An 18,373-nucleotide genomic window follows, 5' to 3' on the forward strand; every position below is an offset into this window, starting at 1 on the left:
GCGGCTGAGCGCATCGTTCAGGTGACTTGCAGCGGCTCGACGTGCCAGATGTCGCGCGCATACTCCGCGATCGTGCGATCCGACGAGAAGATGCCCATGCCCGCGACGTTCTCGATCGCGCTCTTCGTCCACGCCTCCTTGTCGCGGAACTTGAGGTCGGCTTCGGTCTGCGTCTTGTCGAAGCTGTCGAAGTCGGCGAGCACCATGTAGTGGTCGCCCCAGTCCACGAGCGTGTGGAAGATGTCGTAGAAGCGGTGCGGCTCTTCGGACGAGAAATGCCCGAGGCGGATCTGGTCGAGCGCGAGCTTGAGCTCCGGATTCTCCTCGTAAATATGCCGCGGCCGATACCCCGCCGCGCGCAGCGACTCGATCTCGTCGGTCGAATGCCCGAAGATGAAGATGTTCTCGCGCCCCACGGCATCGCAGATTTCGATGTTCGCGCCATCCAGCGTGCCGATGGTCAGCGCGCCGTTCAGCGCGAGCTTCATGTTGCCGGTGCCCGACGCCTCGGTGCCAGCCATCGAGATCTGCTCTGACAGATCCGCGGCCGGAATGATGAGCTCCGCCACGCTCACGCCGTAGTTCGGAATGAAGCCGACCTTCAGGCGATCGCCGACGAGCGGGTCCGCGTTGATCTTCTTTGCGACCTCGTTGATGAGCTTGATGATGTTCTTCGCCATCTTGTACGCCGAGGCCGCCTTGCCGGCGAACATCACCACGCGCGGCGTCCAGTCCTTCTCCGGATTCTCGCGGATGCGGTTGTAACGCACGATCACGTACAGGATGTTGAGCAGTTGCCGCTTGTACTCGTGGATGCGCTTCACCTGCAGATCGAACAACGCCTCGGGATTGATGATCGCGTTGGCGTCGCGCTTCGCGCGCTCCACCAGCCGGAGCTTGTTGGCGAACTTCGCATCGTGAAAGGCCTTGCAGAACTCCGGATCGTCGCGCCATTCGCGCAGACGGCCAAGCTCGAAGAGATCGGTGCGCCAGCGCGGCCCGAGCCGCTTGTCGATCAGCGCCGAAAGCGACGGGCTCGCCTGCGCGAGCCAGCGGCGCGGCGTGATGCCGTTGGTCACGTTGGTGAAGCGCTCCGGATACATGCGCGCGAAGTCGGAGAAGATGTTCTGCACCATCAGTTGCGAGTGCAGCTTCGACACGCCGTTCACCTTGTGGCTCGCGACGATCGCGAGATGCGCCATGCGCACGCGGCGCTGGCCGTATTCGTCGACGAGCGAGATGCGGCGGATCAGATCGACGTCGCGGCCGAACTTCTCCGTGACCTGCTTGAGGAACTGCGCGTTGATCTCGAAGATGATCTCCAGATGCCGCGGCAGAAGGCGCGCGAGCATCTCGACATCCCACGTCTCGAGCGCTTCGGGCATCAGGGTGTGATTCGTGTAGGAGAACATCTGCTGCACGAGCTTCCACGCCTTGTCCCACGGCAGCCGATGCGTGTCGACGAGAAGGCGCATCAGTTCCGGAATCGCGAGCACCGGATGGGTGTCGTTCAGGTGCACCGCGACCTTCTCCGCGAGCCGCCCGAAATGCGTATGCGTGCGCTGATAGCGGCGGATCAGGTCCTGCATCGTCGCGGAGACGAAGAAGTATTCCTGGCGCAGGCGCAGCTCGCGCCCGGCCTGCGTCGAGTCATCGGGATACAGCAGACGCGAGACATGCTCGGACGTGTTCTTCGCCTCCACCGCGCGGCGATAGTCGCCCTGATTGAACGCCGAGAGATCGAACTCGTCGGTCGCGCGCGCGGACCACAGGCGCAGCGTGTTGGTCGCCGTCGTGGCGAAGCCGGGGATGACCGTGTCGTAGGCCATCGCGTTGACGTGCTCGGTGTCGATCCAGTCGGTGCGGTCGTCGTGCTGCACGGTGCGGCCGCCGAAATGCACGGTGTACACGACCTCGGGCCGCGGAAACTCCCACGGATTGCCCGCGCGCAGCCAGTAATCGGGCATTTCCACCTGATTGCCGTCGACGATCGTCTGCCGGAACATGCCGTACTCGTAGCGAATGCCGTAGCCGAATCCCGGCACGCCGACGGTCGCCATCGAATCGAGGAAGCAGGCGGCGAGCCGGCCGAGGCCGCCGTTGCCGAGCGCGGCGTCGGGCTCCAGGTCCTCCAGCGCCGCGAGATCCACGCCGAGCCCGGCGAGGGCGTCCCGCACCTCGTCGTAGATGCCAAGCGCGAGGAGCGCGTTCGTAAAGGTTCTGCCGATGAGGAACTCCATCGACAGGTAGTAGACGCGTTTCACGTCCTGTTCGTACTGCAGCCTCGTGGTGCGCATCCAGCGCGCGACGAGGCGGTCGCGCACCGCCAGTTCGGCGGCATGGAGCCAGTCGCGCGGCTGCGCGGTGACCGCATCCTTGCCTACGCCATACATGAGGCGGTTCGAGATGGAGCGCCTGAGCGCTTCGACGGTGCTATTGAGCTGGTCGAATTCCAGGTCGACGGATGTCATCGAAACCTCCGGTTTTTGCAACATATGCAACGACCGCGAAAGCATCCCCACGGGGATTTCCTTCGGTCATGCCTGGAGTTCGGCATGAGACCGCATAGGACACGCTTCGCTCCGATCCGCGCGGGCGCGGTCGCGCCTGAATGTGCAGGTTACGCCAGTTTTATTTTTTTTGGTATGACAGGGCGTGCACCGGAATGAGGCCCCGGGAGCCGACATCACGGCGCCGGGGCTTCGACGGAACGGCAGTTTGCTTCGGCATCCTGATGTTTTGCGCGCGACTCAACGACGCGGCGCGCGTGCCGCGATCAGCAGAAGCGCGGCGAGCGACACGCCCAGCAGGATCAGCGAGAGCGCGGACGCCGGCAGATAGTAGCCGCGATTGACCTGCCCCACGACGACGATCGGCACCGTCGCGAAGCCGGGCGGATAGACGGTCAGCGTCGCGCCCAGCTCGCCGAGCGAGAGCGCGAAGCCGAGCGCGAGACTCGCGCGCACGGCGGGCACGAGTTGCGGCAATACGACGCGTATCAGCACCATGCGCGGCGGCGCGCCGAGGCTCGCGGCGGCTTCGCGCAGCGTGGTCAATTCCGGACGCAGCGCGGCCGCGGCGCAGCGATAGCAGAACGGCAGCACGAGCGCGAGCTGCACCAGCACGACGATCGCCGCCGAGCCGGACAGATCGATCGGACGCTTGTGATAGGCGATCAGCACCGCGAGTCCGAGCACGACGCTCGGCACGCCGCTGCCCATCATCGCGACGGCGTCGACGAGCGCGCCGAGCCCGCGCCGGTCGCGCCCTTCCAGCGCGAGCGCGAGCCACAAGCCGAGCGCGGTGCCGAGGAACGCGACGCCCAGGCCGACTTCGAGACTGGTCGTGACCGCGTCGAGATCGCTGGCGCCGAGTCGCGCGAACCAGCGCGTGCTGAAGCCGTCGGGCAGGATCGTCCCGGACCAGTGCGAGGCGACGCTGGACAGCGCGACGACGATCACCGGCAGCACGAACAGCCAGATGCACAAGAGCGCGAAGAAACTTGTGAAGGCGATGCGCAGGAACGCGCCGGGCGTGAATCCGGGGCTAGCCGAAAGCTGCATGTCAGCGGCCTCCCGAGCGGCGGTCGACGCGCCGATAAAGCGCATACAGCGACAGGGACATCAACAGCATCACGACCGATCCCGCGGCGGCGGTCGGCAGATCGAGATCGACGGTCGCGGCGCTGTAGATCGCGATTGGCAGGGTGATCAAGTGGGCGCTGCCGAGCACGAGCAGAATGCCGAATTCGTTCAGCGTGAGCAGGAAGCACAGGATCGTGCCCGCCGCGATGCCCGGCCACGCGAGCGGCAACACGACCCGGGTCGCGACCATCCAGCCATCCGCGCCGAGGCTCTTCGCCGCTTCGACGAGCCGCATGTCGAGCGTCGCATAGGACGCGAGCGTCGGGCGCACGACGAACGGCGCATAGAACACGACTTCCGCGAGAATCACGCCGCCGATGCCGAAGAGGAAATCGAGCGGCGGCGCATCGAGCGAAAAGAGCCGCTGCAAGCCGATGCTCACCGAGCCTTGCGAGCCATAGAGAAAGATCAGCGTGAACGCGACGAGGAACGACGGAAACGCGACGAACAGTTCCAGAAAGCGCGTGAGCAGCCGCGCGCCCGCGAAGGGCCTGAAGAACAGCATCGACGCGAGCGCGACGCCAAGCAGCGAGGCGATGCTCGCGCTCGCGAAGAGGATGCCGAGCGTGGTGCCGATCATGCCGCGCGTCTCGGGATTGCCGAAGAACGCGGCGTACGCATGCAGCGTGAAGCCGTGCGGTCCCGTGACGCTCAACATCACGAGCCGCGCGAGCGGATAGACGACGAGCGGTCCGAGCACGAACACGAGAATGAAGAGCAGATGCCACTGCCCTTTACGCTCGCGGCGCCTCGCCTCTGCGGCGTGCGCGGCGAACTGCGCGGACAGATCGGCGTCGCTGATGCCGCGTTCGTTGCGCGCGACGCTGTCAGGGACGAACAAGGACGACATCGTCAGCCTCGAAACGAAGAGAGATGCGCGTGCCTTTTTCCGGCATGCGCGCGTGGCCGCGCTGCGTCGTCACGAGCACCGGCTCGCCGGGCAGCGCATCGAGCGCGACGGAGATGGACAGCGCCGCGCCATACCATTCGACGGACGCGATCGTGCCGTGCAGCGGGCCTTCGCCCAGCGGCACGATGTTGAAGCGTTCCGGCCGGATGCAGGCGAGACGCTCGCGTTCCTCGTGCCGCACATCGCCGACGGGATACACCACGCGCGGCGGAAGAAGGTTCGCCGCGCCGAGATAGCGCGCGACGAAGGCATCGTTGGGCGCATCGTACAGCTCGCGCGGCGCACCGAGCTGCGCGATGCGGCCATCGCGCATCAGCAGCGTGCGGTCGGAGAGCACGAGCGCGTCGTCCTGATCGTGCGTCACGCAGACGATCGTCAGATTCGGCAGACGTTCGTGCAGCGCCTTCAGTTCGCTGCGCACCGAGGCGCGCAGGTTCGCGTCGAGTGCGGAAAGCGGCTCGTCGAGCAGCAGCACATCCGGTTCGATGACGAGCGCGCGCGCCAGCGCCACGCGCTGCTGCATGCCGCCGGAAAGCTGCGCGGGCATGACGTGACCGGTATCGGAGAGCTGGACGAGCTTGAGCGCATCGGCGACGCGCCGCGCGATCTCGCCGGCCTTCAGCTTGCGTGCGCGCAAGCCGAACGCGACGTTGTCGAACACCGACAGATGCGGGAACAGCGCATAGCTCTGGAACAGCAAGCCGAGATTGCGCTGATGCGGCGGCACGTGCGTGAGATCGCGGCCAGCCACCGAGAGCGTGCCCGCGAGCGCATCGGCCGCGACGAAGCCCGCGATGAAGCGCAGCAGCGTGGTCTTGCCGCAGCCGCTTCTGCCGAGCACGGTGAGGAATTCGCCGCGCTCGATCGTGAGCGAGAGATCGTCGAGGACGGTGCGCGAACCGAAGCGCACCGTGAGGCGGTCGATGTGCACGCCCGGCGTCTGATGGACGCCGGGCACTTCTTTGGGGATGGCGTTCACGTTACGACTTCGGCTTGACGACTTCGGTCTGCTTGCCCGAGTTGCCGATCACTTCGTTCTTCCAGCGCTCGGTCCAGCCGGCCTTCTTCTGCATGACTTCGTTCCAGTCGACCGGGATCAGCTTGACGCCGGAGATCGCCTGCTTGACGGCCTCGCCGTTCTTGCCGGCGAGCGGTACGTCGGTGCGGCCCGGGATGCCGTAGATACCGGGCACTTTCGACTGCACGTCCGACGACATCAGATAGTCGATCAGCTTCTTGCCGGCCGCCTGATTCGGTCCGCTCTTGATGAGGCCGATCGCGTACGGAAGCTGGAACGTGGTCGGCGCTTCGCCCGCCTTGTGCGAGAGGAAGAGCGGCTTGATCGACAGGCCGCCGTTCGCGGCGTCGTCGAGGTCCATCTGCAGGTCGCCGTTGGCGAAGGCGATCTCGTTACGCGAGAGCAGCACGTCGAGATAGCCGGTTCCCTTGGTGTGGAACTTGGCGCTTTGTTCGAGCGACTTCAGGTAATCGAAGGCCTTGTCCTCGCCCATCAGCGCCGAAGTCAGGATGATGACGGCCATGCCGTCGCCTGCCGTCGCCGGGTTCGAGTAGGCGATCTTGCCCGAGTAGTTCGGATGCAGGAGATCGGCGAAGGTTTTCGGTGCGCTCTTCGTGACTTCGGGATTGATCGCGAAGGAGAAGTAGTTGTTGACGAACGTGGCCCATGCGCCGTCCTGGGCTTTCGCGATCGCGGGGACGTTCTTGTAGTTCACGCTCTGATACGGCTGCAACAGGCCGCCTTGCTGCGCTTGCTGGATGAACGGCGGCAGGGTGACGAGCACGTCGGCTTTCGGCGAATCCTTCTCGACGGTCGCGCGGTTCACCACTTCGCCGCTGCCGGCCGTAACGATGTTGACCTTCACGCCTTCCTTCTTTTCGAACGCGGGGAGGACGTCCTTGTACAGGTTCTCGAGGCCGTCGGCGGTGTATAGGACGACGGCGTCGGCGGCATGCACGGGCATCGCGGCAAGCAGGGTGAAGGCGGCGGCGAACGCCGGCAGCACGTTGCGCACGAAGCGGAAATCGCGGGTCATGGTGGTGGTCTCTCTTGTCGGGAATTGATGAAGGTCGGTCGCGACCTTCGACTCCGAAGGATTGCAGAGATCTGTGACATCGACGTGAATGCGCCACGGTTCGCCAACTATTTGCACATTTTGCCAATGTTGGGTTGGGGTTTTGTTTGGCTGAGTTTGGTTGATTGCTTGTTTCGCTTTCGTGGAACCTGCATTCTTAGTGGTCTATTAGCACTGCCCCTGTGCGGGGCGGCAGTCACTTTCTTTGCAGCTGCAAAGAAAGTAACCAAAGAAAGCAGCTTTGGCCCGGAGTGCTTGAAGCGGACGCGTCGTCATGGTTCGGCGTGGCCCAGCCCCTAAAGAGTGCCCTCAAAGGACTAATCGGGCGTGGACCGCGCACGGTCTGACGAGCTAGTCCGTTTAGGGTGCTGGTCAGCACCTAACAGTTCCGGCACAGCGCTACGCGCTGCCGCAGGGTCTGCAAGGGAAACCGTCGTTAGGCAGAAGCGGAGAGATGGAAGCGTTAGCAACGAAGCGGGCGCACACCCGATTTCCCCTTCGGCCACGACGCGGGCCGGTGCTATTGGGTGCTGAACCAGTCAGTTTTGTGGTGCGATTTGGCAGACCGTGCGCGAGCCACGGCGCGTTAGTCCTTTGAGAGCGACACTTAGGCGCTGGGCCACTCCGAACCATGACGACGAGCCCGCACAAGCACTCTGGGCCAAAGCTGCTTTCTTTGGTTACTTTCTTTGCAGCAGCAAAGAAAGTGACTGCCGCCCCGCACAGGGGCAATGCTAATAGACCACTAAGAATTCAGGATTCCACGAAAGCCGAAGCAAGCAAACAAACAACCAACCAAACTCAACCAACAACAACCAACTCCGGCCCCCGAGAAGCAATAGCCCTCCTGATACTCTTCCCCGGCGCAGCCTCACAAACAAGATATCGCACCAACTCGAACCCACGAATCCTGACCGGCGTAACCAACCCAAACTTGGAGCAATCAGCAACGACAATCGCACACGCGGCAGAAGCAATCATCCTCCCCCGCACTTCGGCAGCAAGCCGCGAATAATCCGTAAGATGCGCATCATCGGTAATCCCCCCCGCGCCGACGAAAGCAAAATCCGCGTGATACTGCGAAATCTGCTGAATCGTATCGAGCCCGAACGTAGCATCCTCGAGATCCGCAACCTCCCCGCCAAGTAAAGTCACACGATTGCCATTGCGTCGCGCGAGCAGCATCGCAATACGCCAGTCGTTCGTGTACACCGTCAGCCGATGCCGGTCCGCAAGCGCCCGCGCCACAGCCTGCGTGGTACTCCCCGAATCGATCACCACCGACGCCCCATCCGGCACGAACGCCGCCGCCCGCACGCCGATCGCCTGCTTGGCCACCGCATTCTCCGCTTCGCGCACGTCGACATGCGGCTCGCGCCGGTCCACCGACAACGCACCCCCATGCGTCGTCGTCACGAGCCCCCGCTCGGCGAGCGCATTGAGATCGCGCCGCACCGTCTCGCGCGATACCGATAACGCACGCACGAGATCGGCCACCGCGAGCGCACCATGCTTGTCCAGCTCGGAAAGGATGTACTGGTGACGTTGTTCTGCGAGCATCGGTCAGTCGCGTGATAGTCTCGATCGGATGGAAATTGGCGGAAACAAGGCGAGGCAGCATGTGTAGTTTAGCGGCCTTATGTGGCATTTCCTTGGCAACCGCATTCGCCAGCAACACATTCGTCAAGCCGCACCGCGCAACGCATTCTTTCCGCTGCGTTTGCAATCGGCGCGCGCCGGTCCGCTAGACTCGCAGCTTGCTCGGTCGCTCTGAACGAGCTCTGAAAGAGGCTATCCCGATGTACAAGAAAGGCGTGGTCATCGAAATTCAGTTTCCACCCGATCGCCTGAACGACGCCGCGGGAGATCCGTTCTGGATCGATCTCACGCTCGACGAAGCCAGGCGTCTTCACGCACAGCTCTCGCGGCGCTTCGAAGGCGAGGCGCGCGCCAATCAGCCGCTCGACACGTTCTCGCTCGAATGACGCGCCCGCACCGGCGAGTGCACGGTTAGACAAGACGAGCCACGCCGCGCGCAACGATACTTCGACATCCCGTTTCGTCGCTTCCCTCACATGGTCTCGCTTCTCGCCGCGCCGGTCTTCGTGTTTCTCTGGTCGACGGGCTTCATCGTCGCGCGGGCGATCACGCCTTATGTCGATCCGAACATGTATCTGCTCGCGCGCTTTTCCGGCACGACGCTGCTGTTCGTCGCGATCGCCATCTTCACGCGCGCCCCCTGGCCCAGAGGACGCGATATCGGCCGGCACCTGTTCGCCGGCGCGCTCCTGCAAGGCGTCTATCTCGGCACGAGCTACTGGGCCGTCGCGCAAGGACTCGGCGCGGGCATCATGGCGCTGCTCGGCGCGCTGCAACCGCTCTTGACCGCCGCCGTCGCCGCGCGACTCTTCGGCGAGAAACTCTCGCCGCGCGCATGGGGCGGCCTCGTGCTCGGCCTCTTCGGCGTGGCGCTCGTGCTCGCGCCGAAGATCGTCGGGAGCGGCGCGCACCTCGCGCATGCCGCCCAAGGCAACGCTCCGCCATGGCTCGTCGTGACGATCGCGGTGCTCGCCGTCGTCGCGATCACGGCGGGCACCCTCTATCAGAAGACCTCGCTCGCCCGCGCCGACATCCGCAGCGCCGGCGCGCTGCAGAACGCAGGTGCGGCCGTCGTCGCGCTCGTGCTCGTGATCGCGCTCGGGGAACACCGCTTCATCGCATCCACGACGACCTGGCTCTCGCTCGCGTGGGGCATCGTGATGCTCTCGGGCGTCGCGACGACGCTGCTCGTCTGGATGGTCCGGCGCGGCGACGCATCGCGCGCCACCGCCCTGCTCTTTCTCGCGCCGCCGCTCGCCGCGCTCGAAAGCTATCTCGCGTTCGGCGAGACGCTCGATGTCGTGCAACTGGCGGGCTTCGCCGTGGCGCTCGCGGGCGTGCTGCTCGCGCGCTCGAAATAGCGCTTCGGGACGCGCTCAATCGACCGTATCCGCGCCCGCCGGAATGTGCTCGCGCACCGCCTTGCCCGGACCCGGCGACCACGCGGGCCGCGTCTTCCTGTCCGTATCGACGACCACGAGATAGTGCCCCGCCCAGGGTGTCGTCTTGCGATTGGCCTTGAGGACCCACATCGACTGGCCTTCGGACGCGCGCGCCTCGTATTGCGCGTCGAGAATGCCGTGCTGGTCGAAGAACGTGTTGAGCGTCGACGGGATGCGCACGCAGCCCTTCGAATGCCACATGCCCAGCAGAGGCTCGAGCTTCTCGGGATCGGTGGCGTGCATCTGGAAGCGCATCGGCGACTTGCCGCCCTTGCCCCAGCCGCGCTCGCCGTCGGCCCAGCCGAAATCGTAGATGCGCATGTCGCGCGCGCCGTAGCCGCGGATCTTGAACTCGTTCAGCGTGCCCTCGGCGCGGAAGTCCATGTTGCCCGGCACGTGCTGGAATACGCCGAGCGGTGTCAGGAAGTGATCGTAAGTGCCCGGGCGGCCCGTCGAGACCGGCGATGCGCCGATCATCGACCACGGATCGCCCGCCTTCGCGCGAAAGTACACGAACACCGCCTGCACGTTGGCGCTGCGATCGACGAGCACCACGAACTCGTTGGCGAGATCGCCGTGACCGTCTTCGTCGAGCGCGTTCTGCAGCAGACGGCCGTAGGCCTGCTGATCCGGCAAGGGCACCGCCAGTCGCCGGTTGACCTCCTTCGCGAACGTCTGCCGCATCGCGAATGCGCCGGCCGGCGGCAAGCCGGTGCGCTGCGCGAGATTGGGTTCCGGCGGCTCGGGCGGCAGGGGCACCTCGGGCGCCTGCGCTTCGGACGCCGCGCTGGCCGCGCTGGCCGCCGAGGCGGCCGATGCCTCCGATGCCGCACTCGCCGCGGAAGCTGCACTCGCCGCGGAAGCCGCAGAAGCCGCCGACGCCCCCGAGGCCGGTTGCGCGGGCATCGGCACGGGCATGGCGGGAAGCCCGCGTTCCGGCACGCTCGCGCCATGCGGGATGCTGGCGCCGAGCGGCATCGGCGGCGCGGGCACCGCCGGCGCCGCGGGGGCGACGGGCATGGCCGTCACGCGGCCCGCCGCGACCGTCCCCGACACGGCAGACACGGCAGACGCCGCCTGCTGTGCGTGAGCCGCAGCCGTGACCGAAAGAAGCGCGGCCGCCGCCCCTGCAATACACCTTGCGCCCGATGGCGTCTTGTTCGTCTTGTTCTTGCCTGCCTGCTGCATCGATTTGAATGATCCGCTTTGCCTTCTTCCAGCAGGCGATCCACCGGATCGCCCGGTTCGAGCGGCGAACGCGCGCCGTTTGCCTCGCTGGCGCGCGCCACAAAAAAGCCGGTGCGCACGAGGCACCGGCTTCGCCGCTACATAACGTTCGTCAAAAGGGACTCAGCAAAGTTCATTCCGGCCGCGGCGTGCGACGCCACGCGCGACAGCCGTCAATGGAGGCGAGTGGACGCATCGCCCAGAGCCGAAGCCCGGGCGCGCAAGGGTGCGTCGAGGAGCCGCTGATGGCACAGCTTCTGAGCGATCGCCTCGCCGATGTAAGGCACGTCGGTCGCGAGCTTCGCAGTCGCATAGGCGTCGGCCGTGCCCGCGCCGTGGACCTCGATGTCGCTCACGTAGCCGCCGAGCTCGTTTTCGAGAAAGCGCCGCACGTCGCGCGCGGCGCAGCGCCGGGGAAGATTCCAGACGAGCAGGTTCATCGCCGTCACCTTCTTGCGCACGCGCGCGCGCATAGGGGCCGCGCGCGGCGCCGACGAATCGAGCGCGTCACGAGCGTGCCGACAACGAAAAGGGACACATAACCCAGGATCATGGCAACTCCCACGGCGAATTTCGAGACAGCTAAATACTAATACCGTAGACCGCGTCCGAGATGCGGCATTCCGTCATTTTCAATAAATGTTCTAAATCGGATGGATGGGATGCGTTGAACCGGACATCAGAAACCGCTGCACGACATGCTGGAAAGATTCGGATAGCGATTGGCCCAGTCGCCGGCCATCGCCGCCTGCGCGTCCTTCAGCGTCATGTCGCCGGTGCAGACACAGCGCTTCAGATAGACCGCGAGCCGCTCCTTGCGGCGCTGTCCGGCGCGCCCTTCCCAGCGGCGCAGATCGAGATTCGCGGGCGAGTTGGGCGAGCCGCCGAGCAGCACCGGCATGCGGTGATCGAGCGCGTATTCCGACGCGAACGACGCATCGATGCTGCGCTGCTTCAAGAGCCGCTCCTTCTGGCGCATCTGCATCTCGAAGGACGGCAGCACGCGATCCACATAACCCGGGACGCAGATCGTGTCGACGATCGTCGCTTGCGTGACGCGCGAATCGAGCCACTCGGCGCGCTGCGCACGCGGCGTGCCCGGCACCAACGCGAGCGCCGCGCAGCAGGTCGCCAGCGCGACGCGCGCGAACCGGCCGGCGCGTGCGAGCCGCGCCCTTCGCTTCCCGGTGACCTCGGTATCCCTTCGATTCATGCCTCTTTGCGCAATCCATCGCGCGGCGGAATATCGCCGCATGTTATTGAGACGAACGGAGGTTCAATTAAAACACACGAAAGACGCGCAGCACGGGAAGTGTTGCCGGCGACCATTGAGACGCGCGATGACGGCACGGCGCAGGCCGGAGAGCAGTCACGCGGTGCGAGGCGCGGGCGCGCCATCGAGCGCGGCGTCGAGCGCCTCGGCCGCCGCGACGAAGGCCGCGAACGACGCCGCGATGCGCGGATCGTCCTCGCCGTTGCGGTCCTCGTCGAGCGCGCAATCGCAGTCGTGCTGCAGCGCGACGCACGCGCGCATGAAAGGCGCGGCCCCGATGACGGCCGCCGCGCCCTTCATCCGGTGCGCCGTATCGCGCAGGCGCGACCAGTCGCAGTCGTCGAACGCGGCGCGTGCATCGGCGAGATCCTGCGCATGGGCCGACTTCAACGTGTCGACGAGCGTGCCGGCCTGATCGCCGAAGCCTTCCAGCAACGCGCGGTCGAATGCGCCGGCCTCTGACCCGGGCGTCACCGCATGCGGCTTCGGCGCGGCGACCGACGCGACCGGCGCGCGGCGCTCGCGCGTCGTCTCGATGAGCGCCGCCCGGAGGCCGTCGAGACTGAGCGGCTTGACGAGACACGCCGTCATGCCCGCCGCGATCGCGCGCGCCGCCGCGTCGGGCTGCGCGTTCGCCGTCAGGCCGACGATCGGCACGGGCCGCGGCTTCGACGCGTCGTTTGCTTCGTCGTCCCGGATCGCGCGCGTCAACTCCTCTCCGCTCATCTCCGGCATCGAGCAGTCAGTAAGGATCACGTCGAAGGCGCGCGGCCCGGCGCGCCAGCGCGCGAGCGCGCGCTTGCCGTCGACGGCGAGTTCCGCCGTGCCGCCCAGCAGCCTGATCTGTCCGTCGAGCACGATGCGATTGGCCGGATGATCGTCGACGACGAGCACGCGCAGCCCCGCGAGCGATTCGACGGATGCGCTCGCCGCCGCGGGCTGCGCCTCGACCGGCGACGCAACGGCAGCCGCTTCGGGAAAGCCGATCCGCACGGTGAAGCGCGTCCCGCGCCCCGGCTCGCTCGAAAGCTCGATGACGCCGCCCATCATCGTGACGAGCCGCTTGCTGATCGTGAGGCCGAGGCCGGTGCCGCCGAAGCTGCGCGCGCGGCCGTCGTGGGCCTGGACGAACGGTGTGAAGAGCGCGGCCTGCCGCTCGGGCGCGATGCCGATGCCCGTGTCCGACACCGCGAGCGTCACGGCGCGCTTGCCGTCGCAGCGCGGCCCGACGCCATATTCGAGCGTGACCGCGCCGATATCGGTGAACTTGATCGCGTTCGACAACAGGTTGCCGACGACCTGCCGCAGGCGCTGCCCATCGGCGAGCACCCACGCCGGGCCGCGCTCGCCCTGCCGCTTCACGACGAGCGCAATGCCCTTGGCGCGCGCGGCGGGTTCGTAGATCGCGGCGACGCCCGCGATCCACGCCTCGATCTCCAGCGGCGCGGGCGCGAGCATGAGCCGCTCGGCCTCGATCTTCGCGACATCCAGAAGATCGTCGATCATGCCGAGCAGATCGCGCGCCGCGCGGTGCGCCGTCGAGAGTGCACGCTCTGTTGCGGCGCGCTCGCCCGGCGCACGCAGTTCCATTTCGAGCAGGCCGAGCACCGCGTTCATCGGCGTGCGGATTTCGTGGCTCATCGTCGCGAGGAAGGTCGATTTCGCGCGGTTCGCGGTTTCGGCTTCCTCCTTCGCGGCGCGCATCGCGTTCTCGGCGGCGATCCTGCGCGCGATCTGCACGCGCAAGGTCAGCGCCCAGCCCGCGAGCACGAGCAGCAGCGCGCCGCCGAGCAGCGCGCCGAGCGCGACTTGCGGGCGGCGCCGCTCCCACAGCATTTCGGGATGCTCGGAGAGCTTCCAGCGCGTGCGGATCGCCTCCAGTTCTTCCGGCGGCAGATGCGCGATCGCGCGATCGACGATACCGAGCAGCACCGGCTCGCTCGCCGCGACGGTGAGACCGTGCGGCACCGGCCGGGTCGACAGCACGCCGCTCATCACGAGCACGCCTCGATAGGGATTGCCCAGCGCGTAATTTGCGAAGGCGAGATCGGCAATGGTCGCGTCGGCCGCGCCTTTCGCGACGGCGTGAAATTGCCCGTCGAGCGGACGCGTATCGACGAACCGCACGTCCGGAGCACGCTGACGCACGAGGTTGCGCAGCAGCGACGACGCCGGCAGCGCAATGCGTTTGCCCGCCAGCGCGGCGGCGTCGCGCAGCGGCGGCTGTCCGGCCGCCGTCACGATCGCAAGAATGCCTTCACCGGTCGGCACGGTGGACACGCCGCCCGGAATCGCCGATGCGTCGCCCGCGCCGTACGGCAGGATGGGGGATGCGCCGCTCTTGAGATCGGCCGCCAGTTGCTCCTGCGAATCGCGCACGCGGGCCTCGAAGCGCAGGCCGGTCACGCGCGCGATGGCATCGAGAATATCGACCGCGGCGCCCGCCGGCTGACCGCGCGAATCGCGAAAAGTGAGCGGCGCGCCTTGCGAGAGCATCGAATAATGCACCACCGGATGCGCGCGCACCCACGCGGCTTCCTCGGCCGTCAGCTCGATCGGCTTCTCGAGCGTGATTGCCGAGGCGCCCGGCCCCCAGCGCGCACGCGCGACCAGCAGGAACGCCGGCGGCAATGCGGCGAGCGCCTCGTCCACCCGATGCCGCAAGGTGCTCGCACCCGCGCGATCCGCCGCGAACGCGAAGCGGTAGCCGTCTTCGTCGAAGGCCGCGAGGTTGGTGATGGTCAGGTTCGGCAGTTCGAAATGCCTGATCGCATAAGCGGCGGCGGTCATGTCGCCGACGAAGGCGTCCGCATCGCCGAGCGAAACGGCAAGCAGCGCGCCGATCAGGTCCGGATAAGCGGCGGGCTGCAGCGACGGATACGCCTTGCGCAGCCGCGCGGGCGAGGTCTGCGCATCGACGTAAGCGAGCCGGTGCGTGGGCGGGCGGCGCGCCAGCGGCTCCACGAAGACTTGCTTGACCGGCAGATACGGACGGCTGTAGGCGAGCGCCGCGCCGCTGTCCTCGCCGGTCGCACCGGTCGCCAGATCGATATCGCCCCGTGCGAGCGCTGCGATCAGCGCGGCGCGGTTCGGATAGAGGCGCCATTGCGGTTTCACGCCGAGCGCATCGGCGACGGCGTTCGCGTAATCGACCGAGATGCCGCGCGGCGCGGCGGAATCGGCCGCATTGCGGCTTGCCGCGTATGCCATGTCGAGCGGCGGCGCCACGCCCGGCGCCGTGCCGATGACGATCCGCTCCTGCGCGCCGGCCCCCGGCACCCAGAGGACGCTCGGCACGCAGGTCAGGACGATGAACACAAAACGCGCGAGTCCGGCCCGCGCGGCGCCACGGTGACTCGCATGATCGGACATGCCGCACCCCCGGAGTGAGCGGTGCGGCTAGTTTCTCAAAAAGCCTGGATCGCGCATATCACCGGCGCGATGCACGAAGGCGCGTTTCATTGCAGGCCGTGAAACGCTTCGCCGTGCTCCGCCATGCGGCCGGCGAATCAGGCCGGCACCGACTCCGCCTTTTGCGCGCGCGACCAGACGCGATGCTTGCCCATCGTCTCGATGAAGCTCTTCATCACCTTCCTGACATCGCTGCCGACCACCACACCTTCGTCGCCGTTCGGCAGATGCGCGGCGGCCAGCACGTCCTCGCCGTCGCCGATCGCGCCGATCGCCTTCAGGTGCTTGAACGCTTCGAGCACGAAGTGGCGCGCGTCGCCGGATTCGGAAAGCGCTTTTGCGCTTTGCTGGCCGCCCGCGACGATGACGCCGTCGAACATGATCGACGGCATGCCGAGGATGGTCGCATCGGCCTCGACGCCTTCCGCGGGCGAGCCGAGTGTCGGCGCAATGACCTTGGCGTGCGCGCCAGCGGCTGCGAGCGCATCCTTGACAGCCTTGATGCTCGCGGCATCCGCGCCCGTGGCCGCGAGAATCGCGACCTTGCGCGTCTTGACCGAAGGCTTGGTCTTCGCGACGATCGACAGCGCGGGGGACTCGGTCACCGACGACTTGCCGAGTTCCTCGGCGCTCGCGTTCTTTTTCGGCGCGGGCAGGCCGAGATTCGCGGCGACGCGCGCGGCGAGCGTTTCGTCGATATTGGCGAGGATGCCGAGTTGCCGCTCGCGGATGGGCTTGCGCTCGACCTTGCTCAACTCGAACGAGTAGGCGCCGACGATGTGATCCTTCTCCGGGTCCGTCATGCTGTTCCAGAAGAGCGTCGCCTGCGAGTAGTGATCCTTGAACGACGGGCTGCGCACGCGGATCTTCGCGCCTTCGACGCGCTGCGTATAGCTCTCGAAGCCGCCGCCTGCGGCGGCGGCCGCGGTTTCCTTGGGCCAGCCGCCGTCGATGGAATTCGGCTCGTAGGAGGCCTGCCCCTTGTCGATCGTCTGGCGATGCATGGCGTCGCGCTGGCCGTTGTGCAGCGGCGCGAGCGGACGGTTGATCGGAATCTCGTGGAAGTTCGGGCCGCCCAGACGGCTGATCTGCGTATCGGTATACGAGAACAGGCGGCCTTGCAGGAGCGGATCGTTGGTGAAGTCGATGCCCGGCACGATATGTCCTGGACAGAACGCCACTTGCTCGGTCTCGGCGAAGAAGTTGTCGGGATTGCGATTGAGCGTGAGCTTGCCGATCATCTTGAGGGGCACGAGCTCCTCGGGAATGATCTTGGTCGCGTCGAGCAGATCGAAGTCGAACTTGTGTTCGTCTTCTTCCTCGACGATCTGCACGCCGAGCTCCCATTCGGGATAGTCGCCGTTGTCGATTGCTTCCCACAGATCGCGGCGATGGAAGTCGGAGTCCTTGCCTGCGAGCTTTTGCGCTTCGTCCCAGAGGAGCGACGCCGAGCCGATGGTCGGGCGCCAGTGGAACTTCACGAAGCGCCCTTTGCCTTGTGCGTTGACGAAGCGGAAGGTATGGATGCCGAAGCCTTCCATCGTGCGCAGGCTGCGGGGAATGGCGCGGTCGGACATGGTCCAGAGCACCATGTGCGCGGATTCGGGCACGAGCGAGACGAAGTCCCAGAACGTGTCGTGCGCCGATGCGCCTTGCGGCATTTCGTTATGCGGCTCGGGTTTTACCGCGTGGACGAAGTCGGGAAACTTGATGGCGTCCTGGATGAAGAACACGGGCATGTTGTTGCCGACGAGATCGAAGTTGCCTTCATCGGTGTAGAACTTGACGGCGAAGCCGCGCACGTCGCGCACGGTATCGGCGGAGCCGCGCGAGCCTTGCACGGTCGAGAAGCGCACATAGACGGGCGTTTCCTTCGACGGGTCTTGCAGGAATGCGGCCTTGGTCAGTTCGGCTTGCGATTCGTAGGCTTCGAATACGCCGTGCGCGGCGGAGCCGCGGGCGTGGACGATGCGTTCGGGAATGCGTTCATGGTCGAAGTGCGTGATTTTCTCACGCATGATGAAGTCTTCGAGCAGCGACGGGCCGCGCTCGCCGGCGCGCAGGGTGTTCTGATTGTCGGCGATCTTGACGCCCTGATTCGTCGTCAGCGCCTGATTGGTCGCGTCGGTGCGGAAGGTTTCGAGGGATTCGACTTTCTTGTTCGTATTGCTCTGGGATGGGGTGCGGGCCACGCCGCTCGCAAGGGGCTTCTTTGTTGCCATTTTGATGACGACTCCGGGGTTGGGGGTGAGGTTTGGCTCTCACTACCGCAATCGATGTACCCGGGGTCTTTGGGCTTCTGTGGAATCCTGAGTTCTTAGTGGTCTATTAGCACTGCCCCTGTGCGGGGCGGCAGTCACTTTCTTTGCTGCTGCAAAGAAAGCAACCAAAGAAAGCAGCTTTGGGCCCAGGCAGACTCGTCGTCATGGTTCGGCGTGGCCCAGCCCCTAAAGAGTGCCCTCAAAGGACTAATCGGGCGTGGACCGCGCACGGTCTGACGAGCTAGTCCGTTTAGGGTGCTGGTTCAGCACCTAACAGTTCCGGCCCAGCGCTACGCGCTGCCGCAGGGTAGGCAAGGGAAACCGTCGTTAGGCAGAAGCGGAGAGATGGAAGCGTTAGTAAACAAGCGCGCGCAAACCCGCTTTCCCCTGCGGCCGCAAAGCGGGCCGGCGCTCTTGGGTGCTGAACCAGTCTGTCATGTAGTGCGAGGTGGCAGACCGTGCGCGAGCCACGGCGCGTGAGTCCTTTGAGGGCGACACTTAGGGGCTGGGCCA

At 65.9% G+C, this 18,373-nt stretch carries 13 protein-coding genes; 2 read left to right on the forward strand and 11 right to left on the reverse strand.

What is annotated here, in order from left to right:
* Positions 1-17: 17 nt before the first annotated feature.
* From AWB83_RS19250 to AWB83_RS19275, 6 genes are all read right to left on the reverse strand, one after another.
* Positions 18-2,471, reverse strand: coding sequence for a glycogen/starch/alpha-glucan phosphorylase (locus AWB83_RS19250; RefSeq protein ID WP_087047233.1), 2,454 nt, complete (start codon positions 2,469-2,471; stop codon positions 18-20).
* Positions 2,472-2,750: 279 nt separating this feature from the next.
* A complete protein-coding gene (gene phnV / locus AWB83_RS19255) occupies positions 2,751-3,563 on the reverse strand; it encodes a 2-aminoethylphosphonate ABC transport system, membrane component PhnV (RefSeq protein WP_087047203.1) in 813 nt (270 codons plus the stop codon).
* 1 nt (position 3,564) lies between these two features.
* Positions 3,565-4,494: a 2-aminoethylphosphonate ABC transporter permease subunit gene (gene phnU, locus AWB83_RS19260; RefSeq protein ID WP_087047204.1), complete on the reverse strand. Its 930-nt coding sequence runs from the start codon at positions 4,492-4,494 to the stop codon at positions 3,565-3,567.
* Positions 4,472-5,533, reverse strand: a complete 1,062-nt coding sequence (phnT, locus tag AWB83_RS19265) for a 2-aminoethylphosphonate ABC transport system ATP-binding subunit PhnT (protein ID WP_087047205.1) — start codon at positions 5,531-5,533, stop codon at positions 4,472-4,474. Before phnT ends, phnU begins: the two co-directional genes overlap by 23 nt.
* A 1-nt stretch (position 5,534) precedes the next feature.
* Positions 5,535-6,608, reverse strand: coding sequence for a 2-aminoethylphosphonate ABC transporter substrate-binding protein (phnS, locus tag AWB83_RS19270; RefSeq protein ID WP_087047206.1), 1,074 nt, complete (start codon positions 6,606-6,608; stop codon positions 5,535-5,537).
* Positions 6,609-7,448: 840 nt separating this feature from the next.
* Positions 7,449-8,207: a DeoR/GlpR family DNA-binding transcription regulator gene (locus AWB83_RS19275; RefSeq protein WP_087047207.1), complete on the reverse strand. Its 759-nt coding sequence runs from the start codon at positions 8,205-8,207 to the stop codon at positions 7,449-7,451.
* Positions 8,208-8,446: 239 nt separating this feature from the next.
* Here AWB83_RS19275 and AWB83_RS19280 point away from each other — a divergent pair, with 239 nt between their 5' ends.
* Both AWB83_RS19280 and AWB83_RS19285 read left to right on the forward strand, forming a co-directional pair.
* Complete coding sequence (locus AWB83_RS19280; RefSeq protein ID WP_087047208.1) at positions 8,447-8,632, forward strand: hypothetical protein; 186 nt, start codon at positions 8,447-8,449, stop codon at positions 8,630-8,632.
* 90 nt (positions 8,633-8,722) lie between these two features.
* Positions 8,723-9,607: a DMT family transporter gene (locus AWB83_RS19285; protein ID WP_087047209.1), complete on the forward strand. Its 885-nt coding sequence runs from the start codon at positions 8,723-8,725 to the stop codon at positions 9,605-9,607.
* A gap of 15 nt (positions 9,608-9,622) precedes the next feature.
* On the opposite strand, the gene AWB83_RS19290 is transcribed toward AWB83_RS19285, so the two are convergent.
* From AWB83_RS19290 to katE, 5 genes are all read right to left on the reverse strand, one after another.
* Positions 9,623-10,876 carry a L,D-transpeptidase gene (locus AWB83_RS19290; RefSeq protein ID WP_087047210.1) on the reverse strand — a complete coding sequence of 418 codons (1,254 nt, stop codon included), beginning with the start codon at positions 10,874-10,876 and terminating at the stop codon, positions 9,623-9,625.
* Positions 10,877-11,088: 212 nt separating this feature from the next.
* Positions 11,089-11,388 (reverse strand): RNA-binding protein, encoded by a 300-nt coding sequence (locus tag AWB83_RS19295; protein WP_244197799.1) that lies wholly within the window; start codon positions 11,386-11,388, stop codon positions 11,089-11,091.
* Between the two features lie 206 nt (positions 11,389-11,594).
* Positions 11,595-12,128, reverse strand: coding sequence for a hypothetical protein (locus tag AWB83_RS19300; RefSeq protein WP_087047211.1), 534 nt, complete (start codon positions 12,126-12,128; stop codon positions 11,595-11,597).
* A 156-nt stretch (positions 12,129-12,284) separates the two neighbouring features.
* Complete coding sequence (locus tag AWB83_RS19305) at positions 12,285-15,560, reverse strand: ATP-binding protein (RefSeq protein WP_087047212.1); 3,276 nt, start codon at positions 15,558-15,560, stop codon at positions 12,285-12,287.
* A 137-nt stretch (positions 15,561-15,697) separates the two neighbouring features.
* Positions 15,698-17,821, reverse strand: coding sequence for a catalase HPII (gene katE / locus AWB83_RS19310; RefSeq protein WP_087047213.1), 2,124 nt, complete (start codon positions 17,819-17,821; stop codon positions 15,698-15,700).
* Positions 17,822-18,373: the final 552 nt, after the last annotated feature.

The sequence above is a fragment of the Caballeronia ptereochthonis genome (assembly GCF_001545075.1).
Classification (GTDB): Bacteria; Pseudomonadota; Gammaproteobacteria; order Burkholderiales; family Burkholderiaceae; genus Caballeronia; species Caballeronia ptereochthonis.

What these genes read in the sequence shown, in the direction of transcription:
- AWB83_RS19250 (WP_087047233.1), bottom strand. Translation starts at nt 2,471, where the DNA reads ATGACATCCGTCGACCTGGAATTCGACCAGCTCAATAGCACCGTCGAA.
- phnV (WP_087047203.1), bottom strand. Translation starts at nt 3,563, where the DNA reads ATGCAGCTTTCGGCTAGCCCCGGATTCACGCCCGGCGCGTTCCTGCGC.
- phnU (WP_087047204.1), bottom strand. Translation starts at nt 4,494, where the DNA reads ATGTCGTCCTTGTTCGTCCCTGACAGCGTCGCGCGCAACGAACGCGGC.
- phnS (WP_087047206.1), bottom strand. Translation starts at nt 6,608, where the DNA reads ATGACCCGCGATTTCCGCTTCGTGCGCAACGTGCTGCCGGCGTTCGCC.
- AWB83_RS19275 (WP_087047207.1), bottom strand. Translation starts at nt 8,207, where the DNA reads ATGCTCGCAGAACAACGTCACCAGTACATCCTTTCCGAGCTGGACAAG.
- AWB83_RS19280 (WP_087047208.1), top strand. Translation starts at nt 8,447, where the DNA reads ATGTACAAGAAAGGCGTGGTCATCGAAATTCAGTTTCCACCCGATCGC.
- AWB83_RS19285 (WP_087047209.1), top strand. Translation starts at nt 8,723, where the DNA reads ATGGTCTCGCTTCTCGCCGCGCCGGTCTTCGTGTTTCTCTGGTCGACG.
- AWB83_RS19290 (WP_087047210.1), bottom strand. Translation starts at nt 10,876, where the DNA reads ATGCAGCAGGCAGGCAAGAACAAGACGAACAAGACGCCATCGGGCGCA.
- AWB83_RS19295 (WP_244197799.1), bottom strand. Translation starts at nt 11,388, where the DNA reads ATGCGCGCGCGCGTGCGCAAGAAGGTGACGGCGATGAACCTGCTCGTC.
- AWB83_RS19300 (WP_087047211.1), bottom strand. Translation starts at nt 12,128, where the DNA reads ATGAATCGAAGGGATACCGAGGTCACCGGGAAGCGAAGGGCGCGGCTC.
- AWB83_RS19305 (WP_087047212.1), bottom strand. Translation starts at nt 15,560, where the DNA reads ATGTCCGATCATGCGAGTCACCGTGGCGCCGCGCGGGCCGGACTCGCG.
- katE (WP_087047213.1), bottom strand. Translation starts at nt 17,821, where the DNA reads ATGGCAACAAAGAAGCCCCTTGCGAGCGGCGTGGCCCGCACCCCATCC.